This is a genomic window from Corallococcus sicarius, assembly GCF_003611735.1.
Taxonomy (GTDB): Bacteria; Myxococcota; Myxococcia; order Myxococcales; family Myxococcaceae; genus Corallococcus; species Corallococcus sicarius.
In genome coordinates this window covers 12,599-34,727 of record NZ_RAWG01000011.1, presented here as the reverse complement: position 1 = coordinate 34,727, position 22,129 = coordinate 12,599, and the positions used below count along the sequence as shown (strand labels likewise).

The 22,129-nt window shown below is 68.5% G+C and carries 16 protein-coding genes; 12 read left to right on the top strand and 4 right to left on the bottom strand.

What is annotated here, in order from left to right:
• The first annotated feature begins 20 nt into the window (after positions 1 to 20).
• Both D7X12_RS02845 and D7X12_RS02840 read left to right on the top strand, forming a co-directional pair.
• The gene (locus D7X12_RS02845) at positions 21 to 2,063 is read left to right on the top strand and encodes an endo-1,3-alpha-glucanase family glycosylhydrolase (protein WP_120623719.1); all 2,043 of its coding nucleotides are present in this window, start codon (positions 21 to 23) and stop codon (positions 2,061 to 2,063) included.
• Between the two features lie 303 nt (positions 2,064 to 2,366).
• The gene (locus D7X12_RS02840; protein ID WP_158619938.1) at positions 2,367 to 4,220 is read left to right on the top strand and encodes an Ig-like domain-containing protein; all 1,854 of its coding nucleotides are present in this window, start codon (positions 2,367 to 2,369) and stop codon (positions 4,218 to 4,220) included.
• Positions 4,221 to 4,330: 110 nt separating this feature from the next.
• Here the strand turns inward: D7X12_RS02840 and D7X12_RS02835 are convergent, their stop codons facing one another.
• The 3 genes from D7X12_RS02835 to D7X12_RS02825 all read right to left on the bottom strand — a co-directional run bounded on the left by D7X12_RS02835 (position 4,331) and on the right by D7X12_RS02825 (position 8,207).
• Positions 4,331 to 5,527, bottom strand: a complete 1,197-nt coding sequence (locus D7X12_RS02835; RefSeq protein ID WP_244224318.1) for a hypothetical protein — start codon at positions 5,525 to 5,527, stop codon at positions 4,331 to 4,333.
• A 110-nt stretch (positions 5,528 to 5,637) separates the two neighbouring features.
• A complete protein-coding gene (locus D7X12_RS02830; protein WP_147443499.1) occupies positions 5,638 to 6,531 on the bottom strand; it encodes a DUF3455 domain-containing protein in 894 nt (297 codons plus the stop codon).
• 176 nt (positions 6,532 to 6,707) lie between these two features.
• Positions 6,708 to 8,207, bottom strand: a complete 1,500-nt coding sequence (locus D7X12_RS02825; protein ID WP_158619937.1) for an FAD-binding oxidoreductase — start codon at positions 8,205 to 8,207, stop codon at positions 6,708 to 6,710.
• A gap of 433 nt (positions 8,208 to 8,640) precedes the next feature.
• Between D7X12_RS02825 and D7X12_RS02820 the strand changes: the two genes are divergently transcribed.
• From D7X12_RS02820 to D7X12_RS02800, 5 genes are all read left to right on the top strand, one after another.
• Complete coding sequence (locus D7X12_RS02820) at positions 8,641 to 9,564, top strand: N-acyl amino acid synthase FeeM domain-containing protein (protein ID WP_147443498.1); 924 nt, start codon at positions 8,641 to 8,643, stop codon at positions 9,562 to 9,564.
• Between the two features lie 42 nt (positions 9,565 to 9,606).
• Entirely contained in the window at positions 9,607 to 10,398 is a 792-nt protein-coding gene (locus tag D7X12_RS02815) for an outer membrane lipoprotein-sorting protein (protein WP_158619936.1), read from the top strand.
• A 12-nt stretch (positions 10,399 to 10,410) separates the two neighbouring features.
• Positions 10,411 to 12,288 (top strand): hypothetical protein, encoded by a 1,878-nt coding sequence (locus tag D7X12_RS02810; RefSeq protein ID WP_147443497.1) that lies wholly within the window; start codon positions 10,411 to 10,413, stop codon positions 12,286 to 12,288.
• A 103-nt stretch (positions 12,289 to 12,391) separates the two neighbouring features.
• Complete coding sequence (locus D7X12_RS02805) at positions 12,392 to 14,692, top strand: efflux RND transporter permease subunit (protein ID WP_120623712.1); 2,301 nt, start codon at positions 12,392 to 12,394, stop codon at positions 14,690 to 14,692.
• Between the two features lies 1 nt (position 14,693).
• Positions 14,694 to 15,740 carry a fatty acid desaturase gene (locus D7X12_RS02800; protein WP_120623711.1) on the top strand — a complete coding sequence of 349 codons (1,047 nt, stop codon included), beginning with the start codon at positions 14,694 to 14,696 and terminating at the stop codon, positions 15,738 to 15,740.
• 10 nt (positions 15,741 to 15,750) lie between these two features.
• On the opposite strand, the gene D7X12_RS02795 is transcribed toward D7X12_RS02800, so the two are convergent.
• Positions 15,751 to 16,431 carry a MotA/TolQ/ExbB proton channel family protein gene (locus D7X12_RS02795; protein WP_120623747.1) on the bottom strand — a complete coding sequence of 227 codons (681 nt, stop codon included), beginning with the start codon at positions 16,429 to 16,431 and terminating at the stop codon, positions 15,751 to 15,753.
• A 311-nt stretch (positions 16,432 to 16,742) separates the two neighbouring features.
• On the opposite strand from D7X12_RS02795, the gene D7X12_RS02790 reads away from it, so the two are divergent.
• From D7X12_RS02790 to D7X12_RS02770, 5 genes are all read left to right on the top strand, one after another.
• A complete protein-coding gene (locus tag D7X12_RS02790; protein ID WP_158619935.1) occupies positions 16,743 to 18,164 on the top strand; it encodes an insecticidal delta-endotoxin domain-containing protein in 1,422 nt (473 codons plus the stop codon).
• Positions 18,165 to 18,252: 88 nt separating this feature from the next.
• Positions 18,253 to 18,558, top strand: a complete 306-nt coding sequence (locus D7X12_RS02785; protein WP_147443496.1) for a hypothetical protein — start codon at positions 18,253 to 18,255, stop codon at positions 18,556 to 18,558.
• A gap of 149 nt (positions 18,559 to 18,707) precedes the next feature.
• Entirely contained in the window at positions 18,708 to 20,000 is a 1,293-nt protein-coding gene (locus D7X12_RS02780; protein ID WP_120623708.1) for a TIGR02270 family protein, read from the top strand.
• A 14-nt stretch (positions 20,001 to 20,014) separates the two neighbouring features.
• The gene (locus D7X12_RS02775; protein ID WP_120623707.1) at positions 20,015 to 21,052 is read left to right on the top strand and encodes a DUF2169 family type VI secretion system accessory protein; all 1,038 of its coding nucleotides are present in this window, start codon (positions 20,015 to 20,017) and stop codon (positions 21,050 to 21,052) included.
• The gene (locus tag D7X12_RS02770; protein ID WP_244224317.1) at positions 21,052 to 22,125 is read left to right on the top strand and encodes a hypothetical protein; all 1,074 of its coding nucleotides are present in this window, start codon (positions 21,052 to 21,054) and stop codon (positions 22,123 to 22,125) included. Before D7X12_RS02775 ends, D7X12_RS02770 begins: the two co-directional genes overlap by 1 nt.
• Positions 22,126 to 22,129 lie beyond the last annotated feature (4 nt).

The window sequence follows — 22,129 nt, the reverse complement described above, 5'->3', positions numbered from 1 at the left end:
ATTCTGAACGGAGCCTCTGGATGCAACCGGCGATTCACACCTCGAAGAGCGCATGGAAGGTCCTGTCCCTGGGGCTGCTGGCCGCGTGGATGGGCTGTGGCGGGGATCCGCTCCAGGAGCCCCTGGCCTCGCAGGAAGATGCGCTCGTGGACGGCTACAACCTCGTCGTCACGGGCGTGAGCCCGACCACGGTGACCCCGAGCGGTGCCGTCACCTTCAACGCAACCATCAAGAACGCGGGGAACGTCGCGACGCCTGCCGGCATCGTCCACGGACTCTCCTTCTGGGTGGACGGCACGCAGGTGTCGTGGTCGGACACGCACACGGGCTCCCTCGCGCCGGGGGCCAGCGTCACGCTCACCGCCAACTCCGGCCCCGCGGGGACGAAGGTGTGGACCGCTCCGGCCACGGCGGGGGCCCACACGCTCCTCGCGCATGTGGATGACATCAACCGCCTGCCGGCGGAGACCTCCGAGAGCGACAACCAGTCAAGCGTCCCGCTGAGCGTGACGCCCGCCGCGACCTGCTCGGACCGGGTGCGCAACGGCACCGAGACGGGCGTCGACTGCGGGCCGGACTGTGGCCCGTGTGAGTGGCCGTTCACCGCGGTGCCGCTCGCCACGCTCCGGCAGTCGGCGAAGCGGGTGTATGCGCACTGGCACTACTACCCGGTGTCGTTGGGCAACACGAACCCGACGTCCAACGACTACTACGAGCTCAACTACATCGCGGTGAATGGCGAGGGCGGAGTCCACGCGGCCTACGGCGGCATGATGCGGGAGCGGCCGCTCCCAAGACTGCCCCGCACGGAGACGGACTGGCGGCTTCGCGACGCGAAGGACGAAATCGAGCTCGCGGCGAGGATTGGCATTGACGGCTTCTATCTGAACCTGTGGACCGACAGCGACGTGAACAACGGCGCGGTGTGGACGCGGGCGAAGACGATTGTCGACGCGGCCTCGCAGGTCGGCGGCTTCGACATCGTCCCCAACTTCGACATGACGATCCTGAATACGGGGAGCCAGGCGGGGGACCAGGCCCTGATGATTCGCATCCTGGGCCAGCTGAAGAGCTACGCGGCGCTCCTGCGGCGGCCGGATGGGAAGTATGTCGTTGGCCTGTTCAATCCTCCCGCGCAGGGCCGGACGGCGGCGTTCTACGCCACCGTGAAGCAGCGCGCGGCGACGGAGCTGGGCATGAGCCTGTACCTGGTGCCTGTCTTCCTTGGCACGGGGAGCACGGCGCTCTTCGAGGAGTACAGGACCGTGGGGGATGCCTACGCGGGGTGGGGGACGGCCGTCCCGGTGACGACGGCGGGGTACTCCGGGAGCCTGAAGACGAAGGCGGCCGGGTACGGGAAGTCGTGGATGCACCCGATGAGCAGCCAGGACTACCGGCCCAAGGACAGGGCCTTCTGGGAGGCGCGCAACTCACTGACGCTCCGCTCCATCTGGGAAAACGTGATTGCTGACGGCCTGGATGAAGTCCAGATCGTCACCTGGAACGACCAGCACGAGCACCACAACATCCGGCCGTCGACGGGGAAGCAGTGGCCCGCGTACGACATGACCGCGTACTACATCCAGTGGTTCAAGATGGGCACGCAGCCGACCGTCGAGCGCGACGTGCTGTATTACAACCACCGCCTCCACCGTCAGTCCCTCGTGCCCACGACCCAGACGTCAGCGAACCTCGCGGTGTGCAGGGCAGGGTGCCCGGCGACGGATGACGTGGAGCTGGTGGGCTTCCTCACGTCGGCGGGCCGGCTCGAAATCACGCAGGGCACGACGACCTACGGCGTGGACAAGGCGGCGGGCGGCGTGCAGGCCATCCGGACGGCGTTGGCGGTGGGGACGCCGACCTTCCGGCTGAAGCGCTCGGGGGCCACCGTGGTGCAGCTCCAGAGCATGCATCCCATCGTGGGCTCCATCGCGTACCAGGACCTGCTGTACCGCGCCGGAAGCTCGGCCCGCGCGGCGCTCCCGTCCTGCGCGGCCTCCTGTGCCAACGGTGAGGCCCGCTGCCGGCTGTGCCCCGGCGAGCCGATGTGGCTGAAGCGCTGAATGCTGGGCGTGTCCCCAAGGGGGCTCAAGCGGCCTCTACGCCCTGGGCTGGTTTCATGACTTCCTGCGCTGTCGCGTCGCGCAATCCAGCGTCCTGCCCACGGTCATGCGGCAATCGCGCCGGGCGCCGCATCAAAGCTTGCCTGAATCGATTAATAAGCGGACAAGTCATCATTGCAGCTTTTCCAGGATAACTGGTCGACTCCACGAATTGAGGCTCCGATTCATTGGATTGAGGCTGTCGTGCCGCCGCACATGATGGGCGGTGGCGCACGGGCACCGTGAGCTATCAGCGTGGGAAACATGAAAAAGACATTCGTGGTGGCTGTCGTGATGGGCGCGGCGTTGGTGACAGGATGTGGCAGCGCGGCGGAGCCGACTCCAGAGCTCCGGGGGCCCGTCACCACCACCCGCCAGTCGCTCCTCTCCCTGGATCTCGAGGCGTCTCTCTCGTGCGTGCAGGGATACGTCAACGCGGGGACCTGTGACTGGGCGCACTGGAGCGAGCTATGGGAAATGTGCCAGACCTACGAGCACCCGGAGCTCGAAGACGGTCTCTTCCTCGATGCGGTACAGGCAGGGCGCTGCACGTCCGCCAACTGGCCCACGTTGAGCGCTCAGCTCATCGCTTCCCAGACGCCGCGCGTCCGCGTGCGCGAGGGCTGCAACGGCGACTCCACGGTGATGCAGGAAGCCGAGCTTGACGGCTGCTACACGCTCGGTAGCGCGGATGCCTCCTACGTCGAGGTTCCGTTTGGCAAGACCGTGACGCTCCACGTTGCCGCGGGCTGCACCGGCGAATCGACTGTCGTCCAATACGACACGAAGCTCTGCGAAACCTCGTTCCCGAGCGGCGCTGGCACGGACGACAACGTGCGGTCGTTCCGGGTTCAGTCCGCCGACGAAGAGACGTCGCCAGCCAGCTACGTCTGTGCCGACAACGAGCCGACTTGCGTCAGGAATTTCAACAGGAAACTGGGCGCGGTGAACACGACGCACACGGTCAAGGTCGTCCGCGTCGTCATCGAGGGTCGCGAAACTCCCTCGATCGCGACAGCCAGGGGCCGCATCCAGGAAATGTATAATTCCTTCGCCGTGGCATCGCACAACCAGGTGCACCTGAAATTCCTCAACACAGATGAGACCGTGAGGGTGACGATCAGCGATTGCGAGAAGGCGAAGACATATGCCGTGGAGCACAGCACCTCGAACGCGTTCCTGAACGTGTACCTCATGCCCCTGGGGATGTGTCCAAGCTCGAGGGCCAATGGCCACCACATCTACCTCAATGACGGCCTGATGCGGACCTACTACCACGAGACCGGACACATCCTCGGCCTCGCGCACGGCAACCGGCAAATTGCCACGGGCCCTGACGACGACCGCGGCGACGCGAGCACGAACATGGGCAGGTTTCCGTCGGACAACTACAACCTCCCGCAGCTCCACTGGCTGGGTTGGACGAAGAAGGCGGACCTGGTGAAGGTCAACCCGGCGATCGAAGCTGGTGGCTCGATTGACGTCACGCTCCGGCCGGTGGACAACAACGCCGACAACGCCAGCCCCCTGCCGTTGGGTGCCGTCTGGGAGAGCCCCGACTCTGAGCAGCGGCTGTTCGTCGCCGTGCCGAAGTCACGCGTCAACAGCGTGAACCAGATCCCCGGCGGCGCTGTGTTCGTGTACCGCGCACCCAAGTGCGTGGGGTGCACGGGCATGGCGATGGGCACGATGCAGGTCGGGCGGTTTGGCCCGAAGGCGGTCGTCGGCAACATCGCGAGCGACCTGCTCATCACGCCGGTGCACTACGAGAGTCATCAAATCCAGGTGAATGGGACCAGCACCGAGGTGTTCACCGCCATCACACTGCGCATCAAGCGGTCGGCTCCGACGGTGCTGACTCCGGCGGCTGGCTCGGTGACGAGCGACACCACGCCCACCTACAGCGGAAGAACGGAGGCCGGCTTCTCCGTCACAATCATCGTGGATGGCGTCAAGGTGGGCACCACCAAGGCCACCGCCGAGGGCACCTGGAGCTTCACTCCCACCAAGGCGCTGGCGCTGGGAGTGCACACGGTGAAGGCCTGGGCGACGGATGCGGCGGGCAATAACAGCCCACACCTCCCCGCCCGGTCCTTCACCGTGGCCACCTCTGGCTGAAGACTCCCGCGGAGCCCGCTCCACCCGCCAGCCAGGCGGGTGGGTAGTACTCCTGGTGCAGGGGACGTCCCGTAGACGCGCGTCGCCTTCTTCGTCCGCGCCCTGGGGCGTCAGTGCCAGGTGCCGACGCCAACGCCCCAGCCGAGGTAGAGGTGGGAAACGTCGACGAAGCCGCTGATGCGCCACGAGGTCTCGGGGGACGTCATGCCGAAGACGGACCAGCGGAACAGGCGCACCTCCGCGCCCGCGGTGCCATGCACGCGAGGCCGGATGTCGTCGAAGCGGCTGGGCTCGAGGTAGCTGCCGGCGCGAACCTGCAGCCGGTTCTCGATGGGCTCAAGCTCGGCGCCGACGCGGGGTGAGACCAGGAGATGGCGCCCGGAGCGCTCGAGCTGCTGTGACAGGAAGGACTCGAAGCCGATGGCATTCGAAGCCGCGCCGCTGATGATGACCGAGCCGGTCAGGAGCAGCTTCGCTCGCGGCAGGGCCTTGAAGCGCTCGGCACGCTCCGGGCCCCACGGAATCTGCAGGGGGCGGGGGCCGAACTGGTAGGCGAGGCCCGCCTCGATCTCCCAGGGGAGCTTGATGGTGGAGGGCAGGTAGAGGTTGGCGACCCTCACGTTGCCCTCGTCGTCGGCGGTGGTCGGGCTGTCGGGATTGAGCCGACCCTGGACGGGAGCCCGGAACGTCAGGGCCGCACGCAGCGGCAGGGCCAGCGGGGTCCAGATGGCGCCGGCCTCGGTGTTGACGCCGAGCATGGAGGCGAGGTTGCTCTTCTCGCCTTCACCGGAGTCGATTTCGAGGGAGACCGCGCGCAGGCCAACGCCGACCACCAGCTCGCCGTCGAACAGCGTGCGCGCGAGCTGAATCTGGAAGCGGCTCGTGTTCAGCTGGAGGGTCTGCCCGCTCGCGTCCTGGCCCAGCGTGTAGCTCTGCAGGGAAGCGAGCCCTCCCGCCCCCCAGGGGCCCCATTGGATCAGGCCTCCGAGCTGGGTGAAGACGAAGTTCTTGTAGGTGAAGCCCACCGAGCCGTTGTTGTCGAAGTCGGTGTTGCGCACGGAGCTGGGCAGGGTGAAGCCCAGCGACAGGTCGTAGTCGACGTGCTGGGTCGAGTAGAGCGAGCGCAAGGCCGGGGCGGCCGTGTTGGCACCGATGCCCTCGACGCCCTCGGCGATGGGGGCATACGCCCCGGCCAGGCCTGTCACCCGCACCGGCGCCAGCACCGGGCCCTGGAACACGTCGATCGCGTAGTTCGAGCTGGTCAGGGGCGGGTTGTCCGCGAGCGCCACGGGACTGGAGGCAAGCACGACAACGGCCGCGATCAGGGGGATGGAAGGTGGGCGGAGCGAGGGCATGGCGGCGTCAGGGCCCGCAACCTAGCGCGCCCCGGGCCGCTCACGCGAAGATGTGGCCGACGCTACGGAGTCGTGAAGACATCGATGAAGTAGTAGTCCGCTGCGTAGGGCACCCGCTTGCGCTTGCCCATGTCCGAGGTTCCGTCGCAACCCGTCGTTGGCGTGATGCCTCCCGCGGTGTTGAGCCGGAGCACGTAGCCCGTCTGGGTTCCGTCGGACGGGGTCCTCGAGAACACCTCGGACGGGAGCCCCCGGTCGATGCGCGCGACGTTGGCGAGTCGCAGCAAGGGGACGTTGCCAGGCCCGTTGGCGACCGTGGCCTCGACACTGCCGATGAAGAGGGTCTGGCCGGCGGTGGGCGAGCCCTCGTCGAGCAACGGAGCCGATACGCGCCAGGCGGGACCCACGGGGGGCGTGCCGGTGGGTGGCCCGAAATCAATGCCAGCCGGGTAGCGGAAATGATCGAGGACGAGTTTCTCCAGCGCTGGGATGGTTTCGTCGGTGATGGGCTGGAGACCCGCTTCCGGTTGGAGGAAGGCCCAGGCGAAGTCGCTCGCGTTCTGGCGGCACTCGTAGACCTGGGCCGCTGGCGCCTCCCGCGTGGAGTCCGGAAGAACGGCCACGTCGCGGGTCCCGAAGGGCGGTGGGTCCGCGGGCGTGGAGACCGTCTGGTAGGCGGCCACGATGTGCGCGGAGGGTCGTGATTCAGGGGGGCGGCTGAGCAGCTCGCGCAGGTTGTACTCCACGCCTCCCAGCGTCACCCGCAGCACCTCATCCGGCACATTGGCAGGCAGGCTGGTGGGGGCGTCCTGGGAGATCCGCTTCACCGCCTCCGTGGCCGCCGCTTTCTCATCGTTGTCATCATCATCATCATCGTCGTCGCACCCACCGAAGGCCATGACGGTGAGCGCGAGTGTGGCGATGACACGGACGGGTCTCGTTCGAGCAGTCTTCAAGACGGAGCTCCCTCACAAACGAGGGACGGTGACGCCAGTCTTCCGTGTCAGCAATCCATCCAGGGGGAGGAACGCATGTCTTCCTCACGACGCTCTGGAGTCGGCCCGGAGGCCCGTCCCCGTGTTCTGGGCGAGCCTCCGAATCACTCAATCCCAGGTGCCTGTGTATCGGTTCATCACAGGCCGGAGTACCGCTCAGGCGCGAGCACCTGGCGCGGGTCCAGGGCGCGCTTGAGGTGCTCGGTGAGCCGCCAGGCCTGGGGCGCCTGCTCGGCGAGCCAGCGCATGGTGTGGGTCCCCACGCGGTAGGGCAGGAAACCCTCGCGGCGGCAGGTGTCCAGCAATGCCTGCTGGCATGCGAGCGCGCGGGCGGCCTCGTCCGGATCCTCCCGGTCGAACAGCAGCGGGATGGAGCTGTCGAAGCAGCGGTCGGACAGCGAGGTGAGGGTGATGAGCGGTTCCATGCGGTGCCGCGCGGTGACCTCCCGCACGGTCCGTACGTAGATGCGCACCAACTCCGGCACCATGGGGACGAGCGGAGAGGTCCACAGCAGACCGCAGCCATCCGCGTGCGGGTTCAGGGGAGCCCCTTCCGGCGGGCGTCGGCCTGACTTCCAGTAGGCCAGCGGCAAGGCCATCTGTGTGGGGACACCCTCCAGGACGCTCAACACGTTGGACAGGACGCGCGCCTGCGGGGACAGCTTCGCGCCCAGTCCCAGTGGCAGTCGGGGGAGCCACTGGCCCAGCATGCGCGCTCTCTCCGCACCCATGAACACGAGGCGCCGCGACACCCGCCCCAGCCTCCGCCGGATGGTGCTCCGCGCGGCGCGCACCACCTCTCGCGTGCCGTACAGGCCTCCGGTGCCCGTCCACGCCCCCACGCCATGCTGGGAGGTCAGCTCGGCCAGCAGCTCCGCGGAGAGCGCCTCACCGCGCGGCACCCGGTTGCGAGGGTAGGGCGCGACCATGGACAGCACGCGCTGGGGGTTGAGCAGGTTGATGGCGCCCACCACCCCGCCCAGCTCCCGCAGCGTCTCGCGGATGGCACCCACCGCGTCCTCCAGCCCCGCGTCCTCGGGCACCCAGAAGAAGAAGGCCTCCAGGTGCTCGGGCCTCCGGGCGAGCACGAAGGTGAGCTCGGTGACGATGCCCAGGTTGCTCTGGGAGAAGAGCCCGTCCAGGTACGGGCCGACGCCCCACTTGAAGGCCTGGTCCACCCGCTGTCCCCCCAGGTCCCCGTGCGCGGACCGGTACAGCGAGCCGTCCGGGAGCACCGCCTCCAGCCGGGTGATGGCGCCGAAGTGGTCCGCATGCGGGGTGATGCCGTAGCCGCGCTCCAGGGCGTTGCCCAGCAGGCTGCAATCCGGGCCGGCCCCCGTGACGGGCACCAGGAAGGGGAGCTGTCGCTCCCGGAGGTACTGACTCAGCATCCCCTGCGTCACCCCGGGTTGGACGGTGACGAGGCCCAGCTCCGCGTCGAGCGACACGATGCGGTCCATCCGCGACAGGTCCACCACCACGCAGTCATCCCGCACGGGCGCCCCGCAGCCGTAGCCCCAGTTGCGGCCGGTGCTCACCGGGTACAGGGCCAACCCTCGCGCGTTGGCCAGCTCCACCAGGGCCACGAGCTCACGCGTCGACGCGGGGAAGACCACCGCCGGGACACGTCTGCTCATGGACGTGGTGCTCGTGCCCCGCTTCCAGGCCTCCTCTCCGGTGCGGAGCCACTGCGGCCCGACAATCCCGGCCAGGGCTTCCAGGGTCTGCGTGGACAACTCGGTGGAAGATGGAAGAGACATGGCAGTGGCCCCGTGAGCTGGCGGAGAGGGAGGGACGCGGCAGGGTCGCAATCACTTGCGGAGGCACGCTGTGGACGTGTCTGTCTAGAGATCCATTGAAGCGCGCCGGGCGCAACGAAAAAATATGACATCATTTCCAGGGCCGGCGGCCGCGCCGCCTCTCGGATCCGGCAATTCGTGGGCATCGCCCAACAGACTGTGGGGAACTGTCCACGGCTCGCGGGCTGTCGCGCCCGACACGCGATGTGCCTCTCCACAGGGAATGCGCGCCTGCACCGGGGTTGGTCCGTGAATTGCTCTGCGGTCCGGCATGAGACATCTCGTCCGCCAGGGTCTGCGGTGGCTTCCCCAGGAAGTGCAGGAGCGGCTGGTCCGCTCGCTTTCGCGCATCGACTCCGCGAGCCTGGCGTGCGTGAGCATCAAGGTGGCGGAGAGCCCCGCGGAGCTGGAGGCCGCCGCGCGGGTGCTCCACGAAGGCTACGTGCACCGCGGGTTGATCTCCCCGCACTCCGAGGGCGTGCAGGTGACGCCGCACCTGCTGCTCCCCTCGACGGTGATCCTCGTGGCCAAGGTCGCCGACGAGGTGGTGGGGACGGTGTCGCTGCACGTGGACTCCCCGCAGGGGCTCCCCTTGGACAAGACCTTCGCGGACGTGGTGGGAAAGCTGCGGGCCCAGGGGCGGCGGCTGGCGGAGGTGGGGGCGCTGTGCATTGCCCGCCGCCACCGGAGCGTGGGCGTGGTGCAGATGCTCAACAAGATGGTGTACCGGACCTCGGGCCTGCTGGGCGTGGACGACATGGTGATGACCGTCCACCCGGACGCGGAGGTGATGTATCGCAGCTTCCTCCCGACCGAGCGCGTGGGGGAGCGGCGCAGGTACCAGGGGCTGTCGGAGAAGGCCCTGGCCATCTGCCTGCGGTTGCGCGTCAAGGACGCCCCGCGCGAGCTTCTGCAACGCTTTGGCTCCCGTCCCTCCAACGCCAATCCCTATCACTTCTATTGCGTCCGGGAGGAGCCCGGCTTCCAGTTCCCGGCGGAGCCGGACTTCCTGGAGCGATTCCAGGGCCCCCGGGCACGTGCGGTGGCGCACCTGGCCCGGCTGCGCCCGGATGTCATTGCCGCCCTCGGTCCGGGTGAGCGGGCCCACCTGAACTCGGTGCTGCCCTTCGCGCTCCCGCACCCGGTGGCCCCCTCCAGGCCGTCCCGTTCCGTGCCTGCCCTGGCCTACTCCTGACGTCGGTTCTCCCCCCCCCGAAATCCATCCATGAGACACATCATGTTTCGTTCGTTCCTCGCCCTCCTGGTGGTGGTCGTGACTGGCCTGGGTGTCCCGGCCCATGCCGAGGACGAGGCCCTGGCCCTGATGCGGAAGGGTGACGCCTGGCACCGCCTGCCGCAGGAGCGGGTGCGCTCCCGTCTGATGTTGCAGGATCAAGGCGGTGCCCAGCGCATGCGCCAGGTGGAGTTCATCACGCTGGATGGCGAGGGGCGCGGGGACCGGCTGCGCGTGCGCTTCCTCCAGCCCGCGGACGTGAAGGGCACCACCCTGCTGAGCCTCCAGGCCCCGGACGCGAATGGCGGGGACGACCAGTGGCTGTACCTGCCGTCCTTCCGCAAGACGCGCCGGGTGGGGCAGGCGGAGCTGGGGGACCGCTTCGTCGGCACCGACCTCTTCTTCGAGGACCTCAAGCGCCGGGAGGTGGAGGACTACCGCTACCGCATGCTCGGCAGCGAGGCGGTGGATGGCCAGGACTGCTACCTCATCGAAGCCACGCCCTCCGCACCCCAGGTGGTGAAGGAGTCGCCCTACGGCAAGACGCACCTCTGGCTGCGCAAGGACAACCTCTTCACCGTCCGCGTGCGCGCCTTTGATCGGAAGCTCCAGCCGCTCAAGGAGATGCGGATGGGCCAGATCCGCAAGGTTGCGGGCGCTGCGTGGCGGGCGGATGAGACGACGGTCATCGACGTCCAGCGCAAGCACCGCACCGTGCTCACGGTGGACCAGCGCCAGACGGAGTTCACCCTCGCGCCGGACACCTTCAGTCAGCACGCGATGAGCGGCGAGTAGGCGGAGCCACCCATGCGATGGAGGTTCCCGGGACGGGCCTTGTTGCCGCTCCTGGTGCTGGCGGCCACCACGGTGGCCGCGCAGCCCCAGGTGTCGTCGCGGGTCGGGCTGGTGCGGGTGAAGGACGCCACGGGGCTCGCCTCCGAGTCCGCGTTGCGCGACACGCTTCAGCGCGCGCTGGAGCGCAGCGGGCAGTTCCAGACGGTCGGGAAGCGGCAGCTCGCGCAGGCCGCGCGGGCCCTCCGTGTCCCGGCGGGCCGCCAGGCGGACCCCGAGCACCTGCCGCAGCTCGCGGAGCGTCTGTCCTTCGACACGGCGGTGACGGCGTCGCTCACCCGCAGGGGCGTGGGCTTCCGGCTGGTGCTGCGCGCGGTGGATCCTGGCAGCGGGCAGCAGCTGGCGCTCGCCTTCACGGATCTGGGCAAGCCCCGGCTGCGCGCCGAGGCCGCCGACCGGCTGGTCCAGTCCCTGTCGCGGAAGCTGCCCCCCCGGAGCGCCGCGCCCCCCGCGGACACGGCGCCCGAGCCGCCACCCGTGGCCGAAGCCCCCCGCGCGCCGGAGTCCTCCGTCCCGAGCGATGACGCGTGGGCCGCGGCCATGAGCGGGGTGGACTTCGCCCAGGATGCGCCCGAGCCGCCCCAGACCCAACCGCCGGTGGAGCTGGGCGCGCGGGTGGCGGTGGAGCACTTCAGCTACCCGAAGCACCTGGGCGACGACCGGGTGTCGGGGCGCGACGTGGCGGAGCTGGCGGTCCAGGTGCGGGGCTCGACGCAGGGGGCCCGGGCGCAGGGTTCGTTCCTGATGCGCCGCGACTTCGCGGATCCCAGCCGGGACCGCTTCGACGTGGAGGAGGCCTTCTTCGAGTTGAAGGGCTCGCGCTGGGCGTTCCGGGCGGGGCGCGTGCTGACGTCCTGGGGCGCCGCGAGCCTCTACAACCCGTCGGACGTGTTGGATCCCGTGGACCTGCGCGACCCCCTGGCCCCGGAGAAGCGCGGCGCGTGGATGGCCCGGCTGAGCGCCTTCTTCGGCCCGGTGCTGCTGGAGGGGTACTTCCTGCCGGTCCCAGAGCAGAACCTCCTGCCATTGCCAGAGGCCATCGGTCCGGACGGCGCCTTCGTGGCCCGCTCGCGCTGGAGCCGCGGTCGGCTGCCGCTGCCGGAGGGGCTCTCCGCCCGCGTCACCCTGGTGCCGCCGCGGGTGCCCTCTGCCCGTCTCGCGCACGCGCAGGGTGGGGTGCGACTGGTGGCCTCGGTGGGCGGAGCGGACCTGTCGCTGGGCTTCGTCACGCTGATGGACAGGATGCCCACCCTGCGCGTGGACATCCTGCCCACGCCAGCGCCGCCTCCCGAGCTGGACGTCACCGTCACGGGCTCCCACGAGCGGGTCCACGTCGCCACGTTCGACGCGGAGTACAGCCTGGGCAAGCTGCGGCTGGTGGCGGAGGCGGCGGCCTTTCTCACCCGGGACCGCCGGGCCCAAAATCCTTTCGTGGAGGACCCGTATGCGATTGGCGTCATCGGCGGGGACTACCAGGTGGGGCCCTTTCTCCAGGACCACTCGCTGCATGTCTTCCTGGAGTGGGTGCAGGCCCAGGCCCTGGTGGGCCGCTTGTCGGATGACGCGCTCGGGCGGCTGCGGCGGCCCGTGCCTGGCGGGCTGCTGACACGCGTGGCCTACGAGGCCGGTCCGGACCTGCGCTTCGAGGTGGCCGGGACGCTGTCATTGAGAGGGGACGATGGCTTCGTCAACCCGCGAGTGGAGTACGTCCTCTTCGACCGGGTGAAGGCGCGGCTGGAATACCTGTGGCTCTTCGGGAGCGCAAAGGAAGGCAGCTTCGCGCCCTTCCGGGACAACTCGCGCCTCGAAGCCTCCATGGAAGCAAGCTTCTAGCGATGGGGCAACACACGTGAGCGCGACCTCCGAAGGGCAGCCGCAGGACTTCCCCGAACGTCTGGCCGGGTGGCTGTACACGCACCCTTGGAGTGTGGGGGGGATGCTTGCGGGCCTGCTGCTGGCCAGCGCACTCACCCTGCCGCACCTGAAGATGGAGTCAGGGACGGAGCCCTTCTTCGACCGGGGCTCGCCCCTGCAGGCGGAGCTGGATGAGGTCAACGCCCACTTCGTCAACGACGAGCTGCTCTACGTGGGCTACCGCACGGACGACGTCTTCTCACGCGCCAGCCTGGAGCAGGTGCGCGCGCTGAGTGATGCCCTCCAACGACTCCAGCTGCCCGGCTACGAGGCGGAGGCCTCCCCGGTGGAGAAGGTCACCAGCCTCACGCACGTGAAGGACCTGGTGGGGGACTCGGAGGGCTTTCGCACCCTGCCGCTCGTCCCTGAAACGACGCCGGAAGAGCCGGCCGTGCTGGCGGCCCTGCGTGAGCGCGCGCGCCGCAACCCGCTCATTCGCGGAGGGCTGCTCTCGGACGTGTCGCCCTCGGTGGGAGCCCTGAGCGTGCGCCTGGTGAACGGGCTGGATGACGCGCGCAAAGCGGCGCTCGTCGCGGAGGTCCGCCGGCTGCTGGCGCAGGAAGAGGCGCGCCATGCCACCCGCTTCTTCCTCACGGGAGGCCCGGTGGTGGAGGCGGACACCGCGCACTCCATGCGGGTGGACCTGGAGCGCTTCATCCCCCTGGTCTACGCGCTGGCCGTGGCGCTGCTGTGGGCCTTCTCCCGGAGGCTCCCCGGCGTGCTGCTGGCGGTGGCGAACGTGACGGGATGCCTGCTGGTGGGCATGGCCTCGCTGACGTGGGTGGGCGGTTCCATCAACAACCTCTCCACCCTTCTTCCGCCGGTGATGATGGTGCTGTCGGTGGCGAACGTCATCCACTTCCTCTCGGAGTGGGCGCGCAACGCGCGTGAGGAGACGCCGGAGCGCGCGCCCGTGCGCACCCTGGCGGAGCTGATGGTGCCGGTGTTCATGTGCGACCTGACGACGGCGGTGGGGTTTGGCTCGCTGGCGGTCAGCCCCACTCCGGCCGTCCGCGAGTTCGGCCTCGCGGCGGCGCTGGCGGTGATGCTGTCCATGGGGGTCTCCTTCCTGCTGCTGCCGCTGGCGGCGCGGCTGCGGCCGGCGTCCTGGTACATCCGGCGCGAGCCCGCCCGGGGCCCGGGCCGGCTCGACGCGTGGATGGCGGCGTACGTCCGCTGGATGTTCCGGCATCCGCGCTGGCTCGCGGCCGCGGCGGTGGCCCTGAGCCTGGTCGCGGGGGTGGGCATGACGCGCCTGAAGGTGGACGAGAACAGTCTGGAGCAGTTCCGGGAAGGGACACTCCTGCGCCAGCACACCCGGTTCGTGGAGGACCACCTCGGAGGCACCACGCAGCTCATCGTGTCGATTCGCGCCGCGGAGCCCGAGCGGTTCCTCGAGCCGGCGGAGCTGCGCAAGCTGGAGGCGCTCGACACCTTCCTGAAGCAGGAGGTGGGGGCGGACCACGTCACCTCGCTCGTGGACCACGTGAAGCTCCTGCACCGGGAGTTCGAGGAGGGGAGGCCGGAGTCCTTCCGCATCCCGGACACCCGCGAGCAGGTGGCGCAGCTGCTCCAGCTCGACGGCGACGACAGCCTGGGGGAGTCCGTGGACGCGTCCTACCAGTGGGTGCGCGGGGTGGCGCGGGTGAAGGAGCACGGCTCGAGCCGGCTCCAGGGACTCTACGGGCGGGTGAGCGCGTATCTGCAGGAGCACTTCCCCGCCTCGGAGGGCTACCGCGCGGTGGCGACGGGGCAGGGGCGGCTGTGGGTGGAGATGACGGACAACATCATCGGCAGCCAGATCAACAGCCTGGGGCTGTCGTTCCTGCTCATCTTCGGCCCCATCTTCCTCGTGTTCCGTTCGGTGCGCGCGGGGCTGTTCACCATCCCCTCCAACCTGTTCCCCATCGCCTGCGTGCTGGGGTGGATGGGCTGGGCGGGGATTCCCCTGAGCCTGTCCACGACGATGGCCTCCCCCATCGTGCTGGGCATCGCGGTGGACGACACCATCCACTTCATCCAGTACATGCGGGAGCGGCTGCGCGTGCACGGCGACCCGGAGCGGGCGCTCGAGGAGACGCTGAGCACCAAGGGCCTGGGGGCCTTCTGGATCGCGCTGGTGATCGGGCTGGGAATGTTGGTGGTGGTGGTCTCCAACTTCAATCCCACGCGGAACTTCGGGCTGCTCACCGCCCTGGCGATGCTGGCAGGCCTCGTGGGAGAGCTGCTCCTGCTGGGGCCGCTGATCCTCGTGACGAGGAGCCGGCTGGGGGTCGACGTGCTCCCCCGGCCCGACGAATCCCTTCCTGCCCTGGAACAGTGAAATGAACATGAAAGAAGAGAGAGTCGAACTCCGGCTCAAGGAATTGAGACCGCTTTTGAGCGATCTCATGGAGCCTGACATGAAGGTGTTCTGGAGCTATCTGCTCCTGGCAACCTTTTCGGCCTGGGCTTCCCTGGGTTTTCTCATCTCCAAGACAAGCAGCCTTCAGTTCGACTTCGTGTTCTTCTGTGGTTTTTGGGTTTCCGTCATTTGTGTCTACCATGCTGTGACGTTCACCCATGAGCTGGCCCACCTTGATCAAAGGAGGTTTGGTTCGTTCTTCTGGACCTGGAACATCCTCGTCGGATGTCTGTTTGCGATTCCGGCTTTCATCTACGGTGACAACCACATTGATCATCACTCGAAGAAGTACGGAACGAGCCTTGATCCGGAGTACATCAACTTCAAGAAGGCCCCGACGTTGGGTCTCATTGAATTCCTGGGCATGAATCTGTTCCTCCCCTATCTGGGGATGGTCCGTTTCTGCATCCTGACCCCCGTCAGCCACCTTCACTCCAGGCTCCGGCAGCTGGTGCTGAGAGAGGCTTCCTTCATGGGGATGAAGTCCCGGTTTGCCCGTCGGATCAGCGAGGATGCGTCCGTGCTGAAGTCCTGGTCGATCCAGGAGATGGTCACCTTTGCCTATCTCTGGACCCTGGTCCTCTGCGTTCTAGCGGGCAGGCTTCACTGGAGCGCAATCGTCGTCTGGGCGTCGATCATCACCTGCGTGGGCGTGATCAACGGCATCAGGGCCCTCGCGGTGACCCACAAGTACTTCAGCATGGGGGACGCTCCCATTCCCTGGAGTGAGCACATCGAGGAATGTATCGAGATTGAAAAGAGGGGGCTGAGCACCCTTCTTTTCTGTCCGGTGGGGACCCAGTACCACCTGACCCACCACATGTTCCCCGCGATTCCTTTTCATCATCTTCCGGAAGCGAGGAGACGTTTGTCTCCCCACTTCGAGAAGGATTCTTTTTATCATGCGAATGTTCGCACGGGGATCATCGACGGGCTGAGAAGGTTCCTGCAGGGTGTCTACTCGTAGGTCGTGCGACTCACCGCACGGCGACGCGGGTGCGCTTGAGGGCGCGGGACGCGGCGTCGAGGAACTCGTTGCTGGCCTCGGAGAGGTCCACCGCGCGGGCGTCCACCCAGCCCTGCAGGGAGTTGTAGCCCATGACCGCGGGGATGGCGACGAGCAGGCCGAAGGCCGTGGTGACGAGCGCCTCGGAGATGCCCGTCGAGATGGCACCGATGCCGCCTGAATTCGAGGCGCCCATCGCCTGGAACGCGGTGACGATGCCGATGGTGGTGCCGAGCAGGCCCACGAAGGGGGCGGTGGCGGCCACGGTGGCGAGGTGGCCCAGGCCGCGCTTGAGGCTCTGGACCTCGCGCTGCGCCTGTCGCTCCAGGCTGCGCGCCACGGACTCCATGACCTCCTCACGACTGTCAGTGGAGGAGCTGCGGTAGGCCGTCAGCCCCGCGCGGATGGTCCTCCCCAGGTAGCCCACGTCCTGCTCCGTCTTCGCCTCGGCGGCGGCGTCGAAGTCGCCGCTGGCGAGCAGGGAGTCCAGCTGCGCGGCGTACCTGCGCGAGTGGCGGCGGGAGGCGCGGAAGACGAGCGTGCGTTCGGCGAGGATGAGGAGGGACACCACCGACATCACGCCCATGACGATGACGATGAGCTGTGCGACCAGGCCCATGTGGGTCCACAGACCCGCGAATGTGAAGTTCATGGTGGGAACGAGACGCGCCTCCGTGCGCGTGGGCCACGGCATGGCCCCATGAGGGAACGGCGGGTGACGGGAACGGTGTCCAAGGTACGCAGGCGCATGGGCGCGAGGGTGGGCTCGGCTCCATGCGTTGGTCATCGTTCGGTCATCGCGCCGGTCGACGCGTCGGTCGACACGTCGGCCGACGTTCCCCACGGCGGAAATGGCGTCGGCGGGGGCGCCTCCACGGAGCGCTCCCTCTCGACACCCGGGGAGGGAGCGCTGGCGCATGGATTGCTAATGCTCCTGGAGTCCCTCAGACGTGGAGTCACGCAATGAGCAACACCTGGTCGTATGATGCGGAGCAGGCGGTGGCGGGAGTGTTGGGGCTGGTCCCCGGCGTGGGCTCGCTGCTCTCGGCGCTCACGTACATCCTCTGGCCTTCCACCGACAATGTCTGGGATGACATCAAGGCGCAGGTCGAAGCCCTCGTGGCTCAAGACCTCTCTGACTACGAGACGGGGCAGATCAACGACACGCTCACGGGGCTGAAGGGGGTCATCACCGAGTACACGACCACGGCCGGCGGCGATGACCCCTCGGCCATCAGCGCGACGTGGATTTCGGCCAACACCCAGTTCATCGCCAGCGCTCCGAAGTTCCAGGATGCGACCTACGCGGTGCTCCTGCTGCCGCAGTTCGCCCAGTTCGCGAACCTGCATCTGTCGCTACTGCGGGATGGCGTGCTCTTTGGCAGCACGTGGGGGTGGACCGCAGACTACCTCCAGCAGCAGCAGCAGCTCCTGACGCAGACCCTCAAGGACTACGTGTCCTACGTGGACACGACGTATCAGAACAGCTTCACGCCCCTTGTCCCGGGCATCTTGGATTCCCCCCTGAAGCCTCCGATTCCGCCCGTTACCGCTCCGCCCTACCTCGGCTCGATGAACGCGGGGCAGGCCCTCTTCCTCTGGACGAACACGTACGTGCGTCAGATGACGAGGATGGTCCTCGACTTCGCCACGCTGTGGCCGTACTTCGATCCGTCCGCCTACCCGCCTCCGGTGAGCATCCAGCTGAAGAGCGAGATCTACTCGGATCCGATCGGCACCGCGGAGGGCTGGAACGGTCTGCCGTCGGCGCCCACCCAACCGATGTCACAGCTCACGGTGTGGGGCGCCAGCAACATCTTCGCGGTGCAGGCGACCTACCCGCAGGGCGCGGGCCCGAACGGGGCCACGACCACCCCACGTCTGGGCAATCCGACCGCCGGGTCGAGCACCCCGCCGCTGGGCGGCACCTTCGACGTCGCGGGGAACCCCATCACGACCGTCTCCGTCCTCGTCTCCGGGGGCGAGCCGTTCGCCTGCTTCTTCACCTTCCAGGACGGGAGCCAGGCGATCACCGGCGACACCGTCGCTCAAGGGATGAAGGCCACGTATGCGTACGACGGACAGATTGTATCGAGCGTGTTCATCAATGGCGTCACCCCCGATACCGGGGCCGACTGCATCATCGTCGGCTTCCAGTATGCCGCGGCGTCCACGGTCAGCATGAGCGTGCTGCGCACGCTCTACGTCTCCGCTCCGAAGGTCTCCTCGCTCCCCGAGTTCCTGGAGGTCGTGCAACCGGACGCCGCGGGACGGAAGGACGTCGCGGCGCTCGCCGAGGCGCAGGGCTGGGAGGCGGAGCGCGCCGCGTATCAGGCGGGGCGGAAGGCCCGGACGCAAGGGCAGGGCGCCGCGCTCGCAAGCTGACGTCGCCGCTGCACGCATCCTCGGCCCGTGGTGGGCCGGGAGTAGAGGCGGGTGGGTTCTTCAGCGTTGTCATGGGATGACACTCCTCATGCCCCCGCTCTTCTCTCGCGGCATCTTCCGCCTGTCCGTGGTGGCGTGGCTGGCCCTGGGCCTGCCCGCTTCCGCCCAGAGCTTGACGGGCCTCACCCTCATCAACGCCGGCAGGGACCAGGACCTCGGCCCGCTGCGGAGCGGGGCCACGCTGGACCTGTCCGCGCTGCCCACTCGCAATCTCAACGTGCGCGCCAACACCACGGCCACGGGCGTGGGCAGCGTGCGCTTCGCCTACGACGGCAACGCCACCTGGACCGAGGGCAGCCCGTCCTCCTCCTCCGCTCCGGTGAAGGGGCGCTGATGGGCTCGTCTGATTCGGCTCGGACGCGACCCGCATCGCGGGCCACACGAGCGGCAGGCTCCCAGTGGACACCGAGAGCGGTGCGGCGATGTCATTTGCCTGACGGCCCCTGAGAGTGCCATTCTTCACCTTGAGTGAAGGGAGACTCCATGGGCCGCGTGCTGCTGGATGTCGTGGAGGAGCACCTCGACGAGGCTTCCTGGCACTGGCTCCAGCGGGAGCGTGCCGTGTGCGCTCCCGACTTCGACCTGACCGAGACGGCAGGGGTCGAGGAGCGGCTCTTGTCCCATGTGGATGGGCTGGTCGAGGCGGGCCCCGACGTGGTGGAGGGCTTCCTCTTGCCCGCGCTGGCTCCCGACGACCCGTGCCGCGCGTCGGTCGCGGCCCTGGCCCTGCTGGAGGGTGGCGAGGCGGGGTGGGCGCTGTTGCTGGAGAAGGGACTCGGCGACCCCGAGCTGCGCCCGCTGCTCCGGGCGCCCCTGTCACTGGCCGCGTGCCCGGCGCTGGACCTGCGCCTGGGCGCGCTTCTGGGGACGGACGTACCGGAGCTCCTGGCCGAGGTGGTGGGGACGCTGTCCGCGCGGGGGACGCTGTCGTCCGAGGTGGTGGCGCGGCTGCTCCAGCATGAGGATGCGCGCGTGCGCGGCAGTGCGCTCGAAGGGGCGCTGGCCGCGTCCCGGCAGGAGTTCCGGACGACACTGTCCAGGATGCTCAGCGCGAAGTCCTCCGTCCCGGGCGCTTCGTTGATTGAAGCGGGCCTGGTGCATGGCCTGCGCGAGGCATGGGGCGCTTGTGAGCGCGCGGTCGAAGCCCGGGAGTCCGAGGCGCTGGTCCTGTGGGCGCTCGGTGGTGGTGAGAAGGACATCGTGCGGCTGGTGGCGCTGCTCGACCTGGAGCCGCTCCGAGCGCAGGTGCTCTGGGCGCTGGGCTTCTCCGGGCGGGTCGAGGCCGCCGACGCCTGCCTCGCATGGATGGAGGACCCCAAGATGGCCGCGCTTGCCGGCGAGGCCTTCTGTGCCATCACCGGGCTGCGGCTCGAGGCGGACTTCATCCTGCCGAGGACCGGGGCTTCCGAGGCGTCCGAGTCCTTCGAGGAGGAAGACCTGGACGCGGACCTGACGCCCCGTCCCGAGGACGACCTGCCCATGCCACGAGGGGGGGCGGTGGCCGCGTGGTGGAAGACGGTTCGTGCGGATTTCGCGCCAGGCCAGCGCTACCTGCGCGGACGCCTCATGGACGCGGCCGTGCTGCTGGAGGGCCTGGCCCTGGAGCCCATGCGGCGCCGGCATGTGCTGGCACGAGAGCTGGCGCTGCGCACCCGTGGCGCGTGCCGCGTGCAGACCCGGGCGCGGGTGGGCCAACAGCGCGCCATGCTCCAGCGGGTGGCGTCCTCGCGGGTCCAAATCCGCTTGCAGTCGCCGCTGGCGCAAGCGCTTGGCTAGGCAAGGAGACGCCCATGCTCCAGGTACAGAATGAAACGCCCTTCGTTCCCGGCCTCTTCATCCTTCCGGATGAAGCGGGAGTGGACACGGTGTACCTGTCGGTGAAGGCGACCTTCCACTTCGGCGCTGGCGCGCTTCAGGTGGCGGAAGTGCAGCCACCGCTGGTGCTCGCCGACACGTACTGGGGCGAGTCGGGGGCCTCCAGCCTGAAGTACGCGAGCGAGGTCCATCTGCTGAAGCCGGGCACGGACGTGGTGCTGGTGGGCGACGCCTTCGCGCCGGGCGGCCGGGCCGTCACGTCCTGTCTCGTCTCGTTGGGCGTGGGCGCGCTGCAACGCACCCTCCAGGTCTTCGGAGCGCGACAGTGGAAGGGCGGGGTGATGTCTCCAAGGATCTCCACGCCCGAGCCCTTCGTGAGGATGCCGCTGCGTTACGAGCACGCATTCGGTGGAACCCATGTGCCGGAGGGCGGAAGGGGCGAGGTGCTGGCCGAACCGAGGAATCCCGTCGGGCGGGGCTTTCGTGGCAGGCGCAGTGCCTCGGAGATGCTGAACCTGCCGCTGCCGAACGTGGAAGATCCGCGTGCCCTCGTCCACAGCATCTCGGATGCGCCGGTGCCCATGGGGCTGGGGTACGTCGCGCCTTCGTGGATGCCGCGCAGGGCGTTGGCGGGGACCTATGATGAAGCGTGGAAGACCGGGCGCGCGCCCTACCTGCCCCGGGACTTCAAGCCGGACTACTTCCGTGCCGCCAGCCCTGGCTTGAGCGCCGCGGGTTTCCTCGAGGGAGGCGAGCCCGTGGAGCTTCGCAACGTGACGCCGTCCGGCGTGGTGAGCCTGCGGTTGCCCCGGTGCGAGCTCGACGTCACCGCGAGGATCGCGGGCCGCTCGCAGCAGGTCCGGATGCGGCTGGAGACCGTGCTGCTGGAGCCGGGCGAGGAACGGCTGAGCCTCCTGTGGCGGGGGGCGCTCCCTTGCGACAAGCAGGTCCTGAAGGTCGAGGGCGCCCGCTTCCGGGTGAAGTCGCTGGCTGGCGTGAAGGGAGTCGCCTGATGGAGCCCTGGCGCCCGGTGGAGGTGTGCTCGGTGGGGATGGTCACCCCCGTGGGGCTGACGGCCCGCTCCACCGCCGCGGCGATACGCGCAGGGATTGCACGGACCCGGTTGTCGCCCGTGCTGAACAAGCGCTTCAAACCGCTCATCACCTGCTTTCTGGAGGAGGAGCATCTTCCGCCCATCGATGAGCGACTGTCGGAGTGGGCCTCCCGCTCCTCCATCCATCACCAGCGGCTGTTGAGACTGGCGACAGGCGCGCTCCAGGAGGCCGCCCAGGGACAGTCCTCGCCGCTGCCCCTGCTGCTGGCCCTGCCGGAGCCTCGGGCCGGAGGCATTGCCGCGCCAGACACCGCGTTCCTGGAGGTGTTGGCCCTCCAGTCGGGAATTTCCCTGGACGTGCGCCACAGCCAGGTCTTCCCCCAGGGACGCGCCGGAGGGCTCCTGCTGCTGCGGGAGGCGCTGCGGCTGCTGGTGGGCCAGCGGATGCCGTTCGTGCTGGTGGGCGGGGTGGACACGTACCTGGACCTGGAGCTGCTGACGGCACTGGATGCGGAGGACCGTTTGCTCGCGGAGGGGCTGTCGGACGGCTTTGCCCCGGGCGAGGGCGCCGCGTTCCTGTGTCTGCGATTGGCGGACACCGGGCGGCGTGAGGGGCCCAGGTCCCTGGCTCGCATCTGCGCGCTGGGGCTGGGACGCGAGGAGGGACATCGCTCCAGCACGAAGCCCTACCGGGGCGAGGGACTGGCCGCGGCCTTCCAGGAAGTCTTCCAGTCGTGGGACGGACAGGGACGCAAGGTCCAGGGCGTCCAAGCCGGCTTCAATGGTGAGAACTTCTGGGCCAAGGAGTGGGGCGTCGCCAGCTTGCGGCATGCCCGGCACTTCGCGGAGCCGCTGCGCATCGAGCATCCCATCGAGTGCATGGGCGACCCGGGCGCGGCGCTCGGTCCGATGCTGGTGGCCCTGGCCTCATTGGGGCTGGCGAAGGGGTACCGCGAGGGCGCCTGGCTGGCCTGGTGCTCCTCGGACCGGGAAGAGCGGGGCGCGGTCATCATCGAAGCAATCGCAGTCTAGGAGG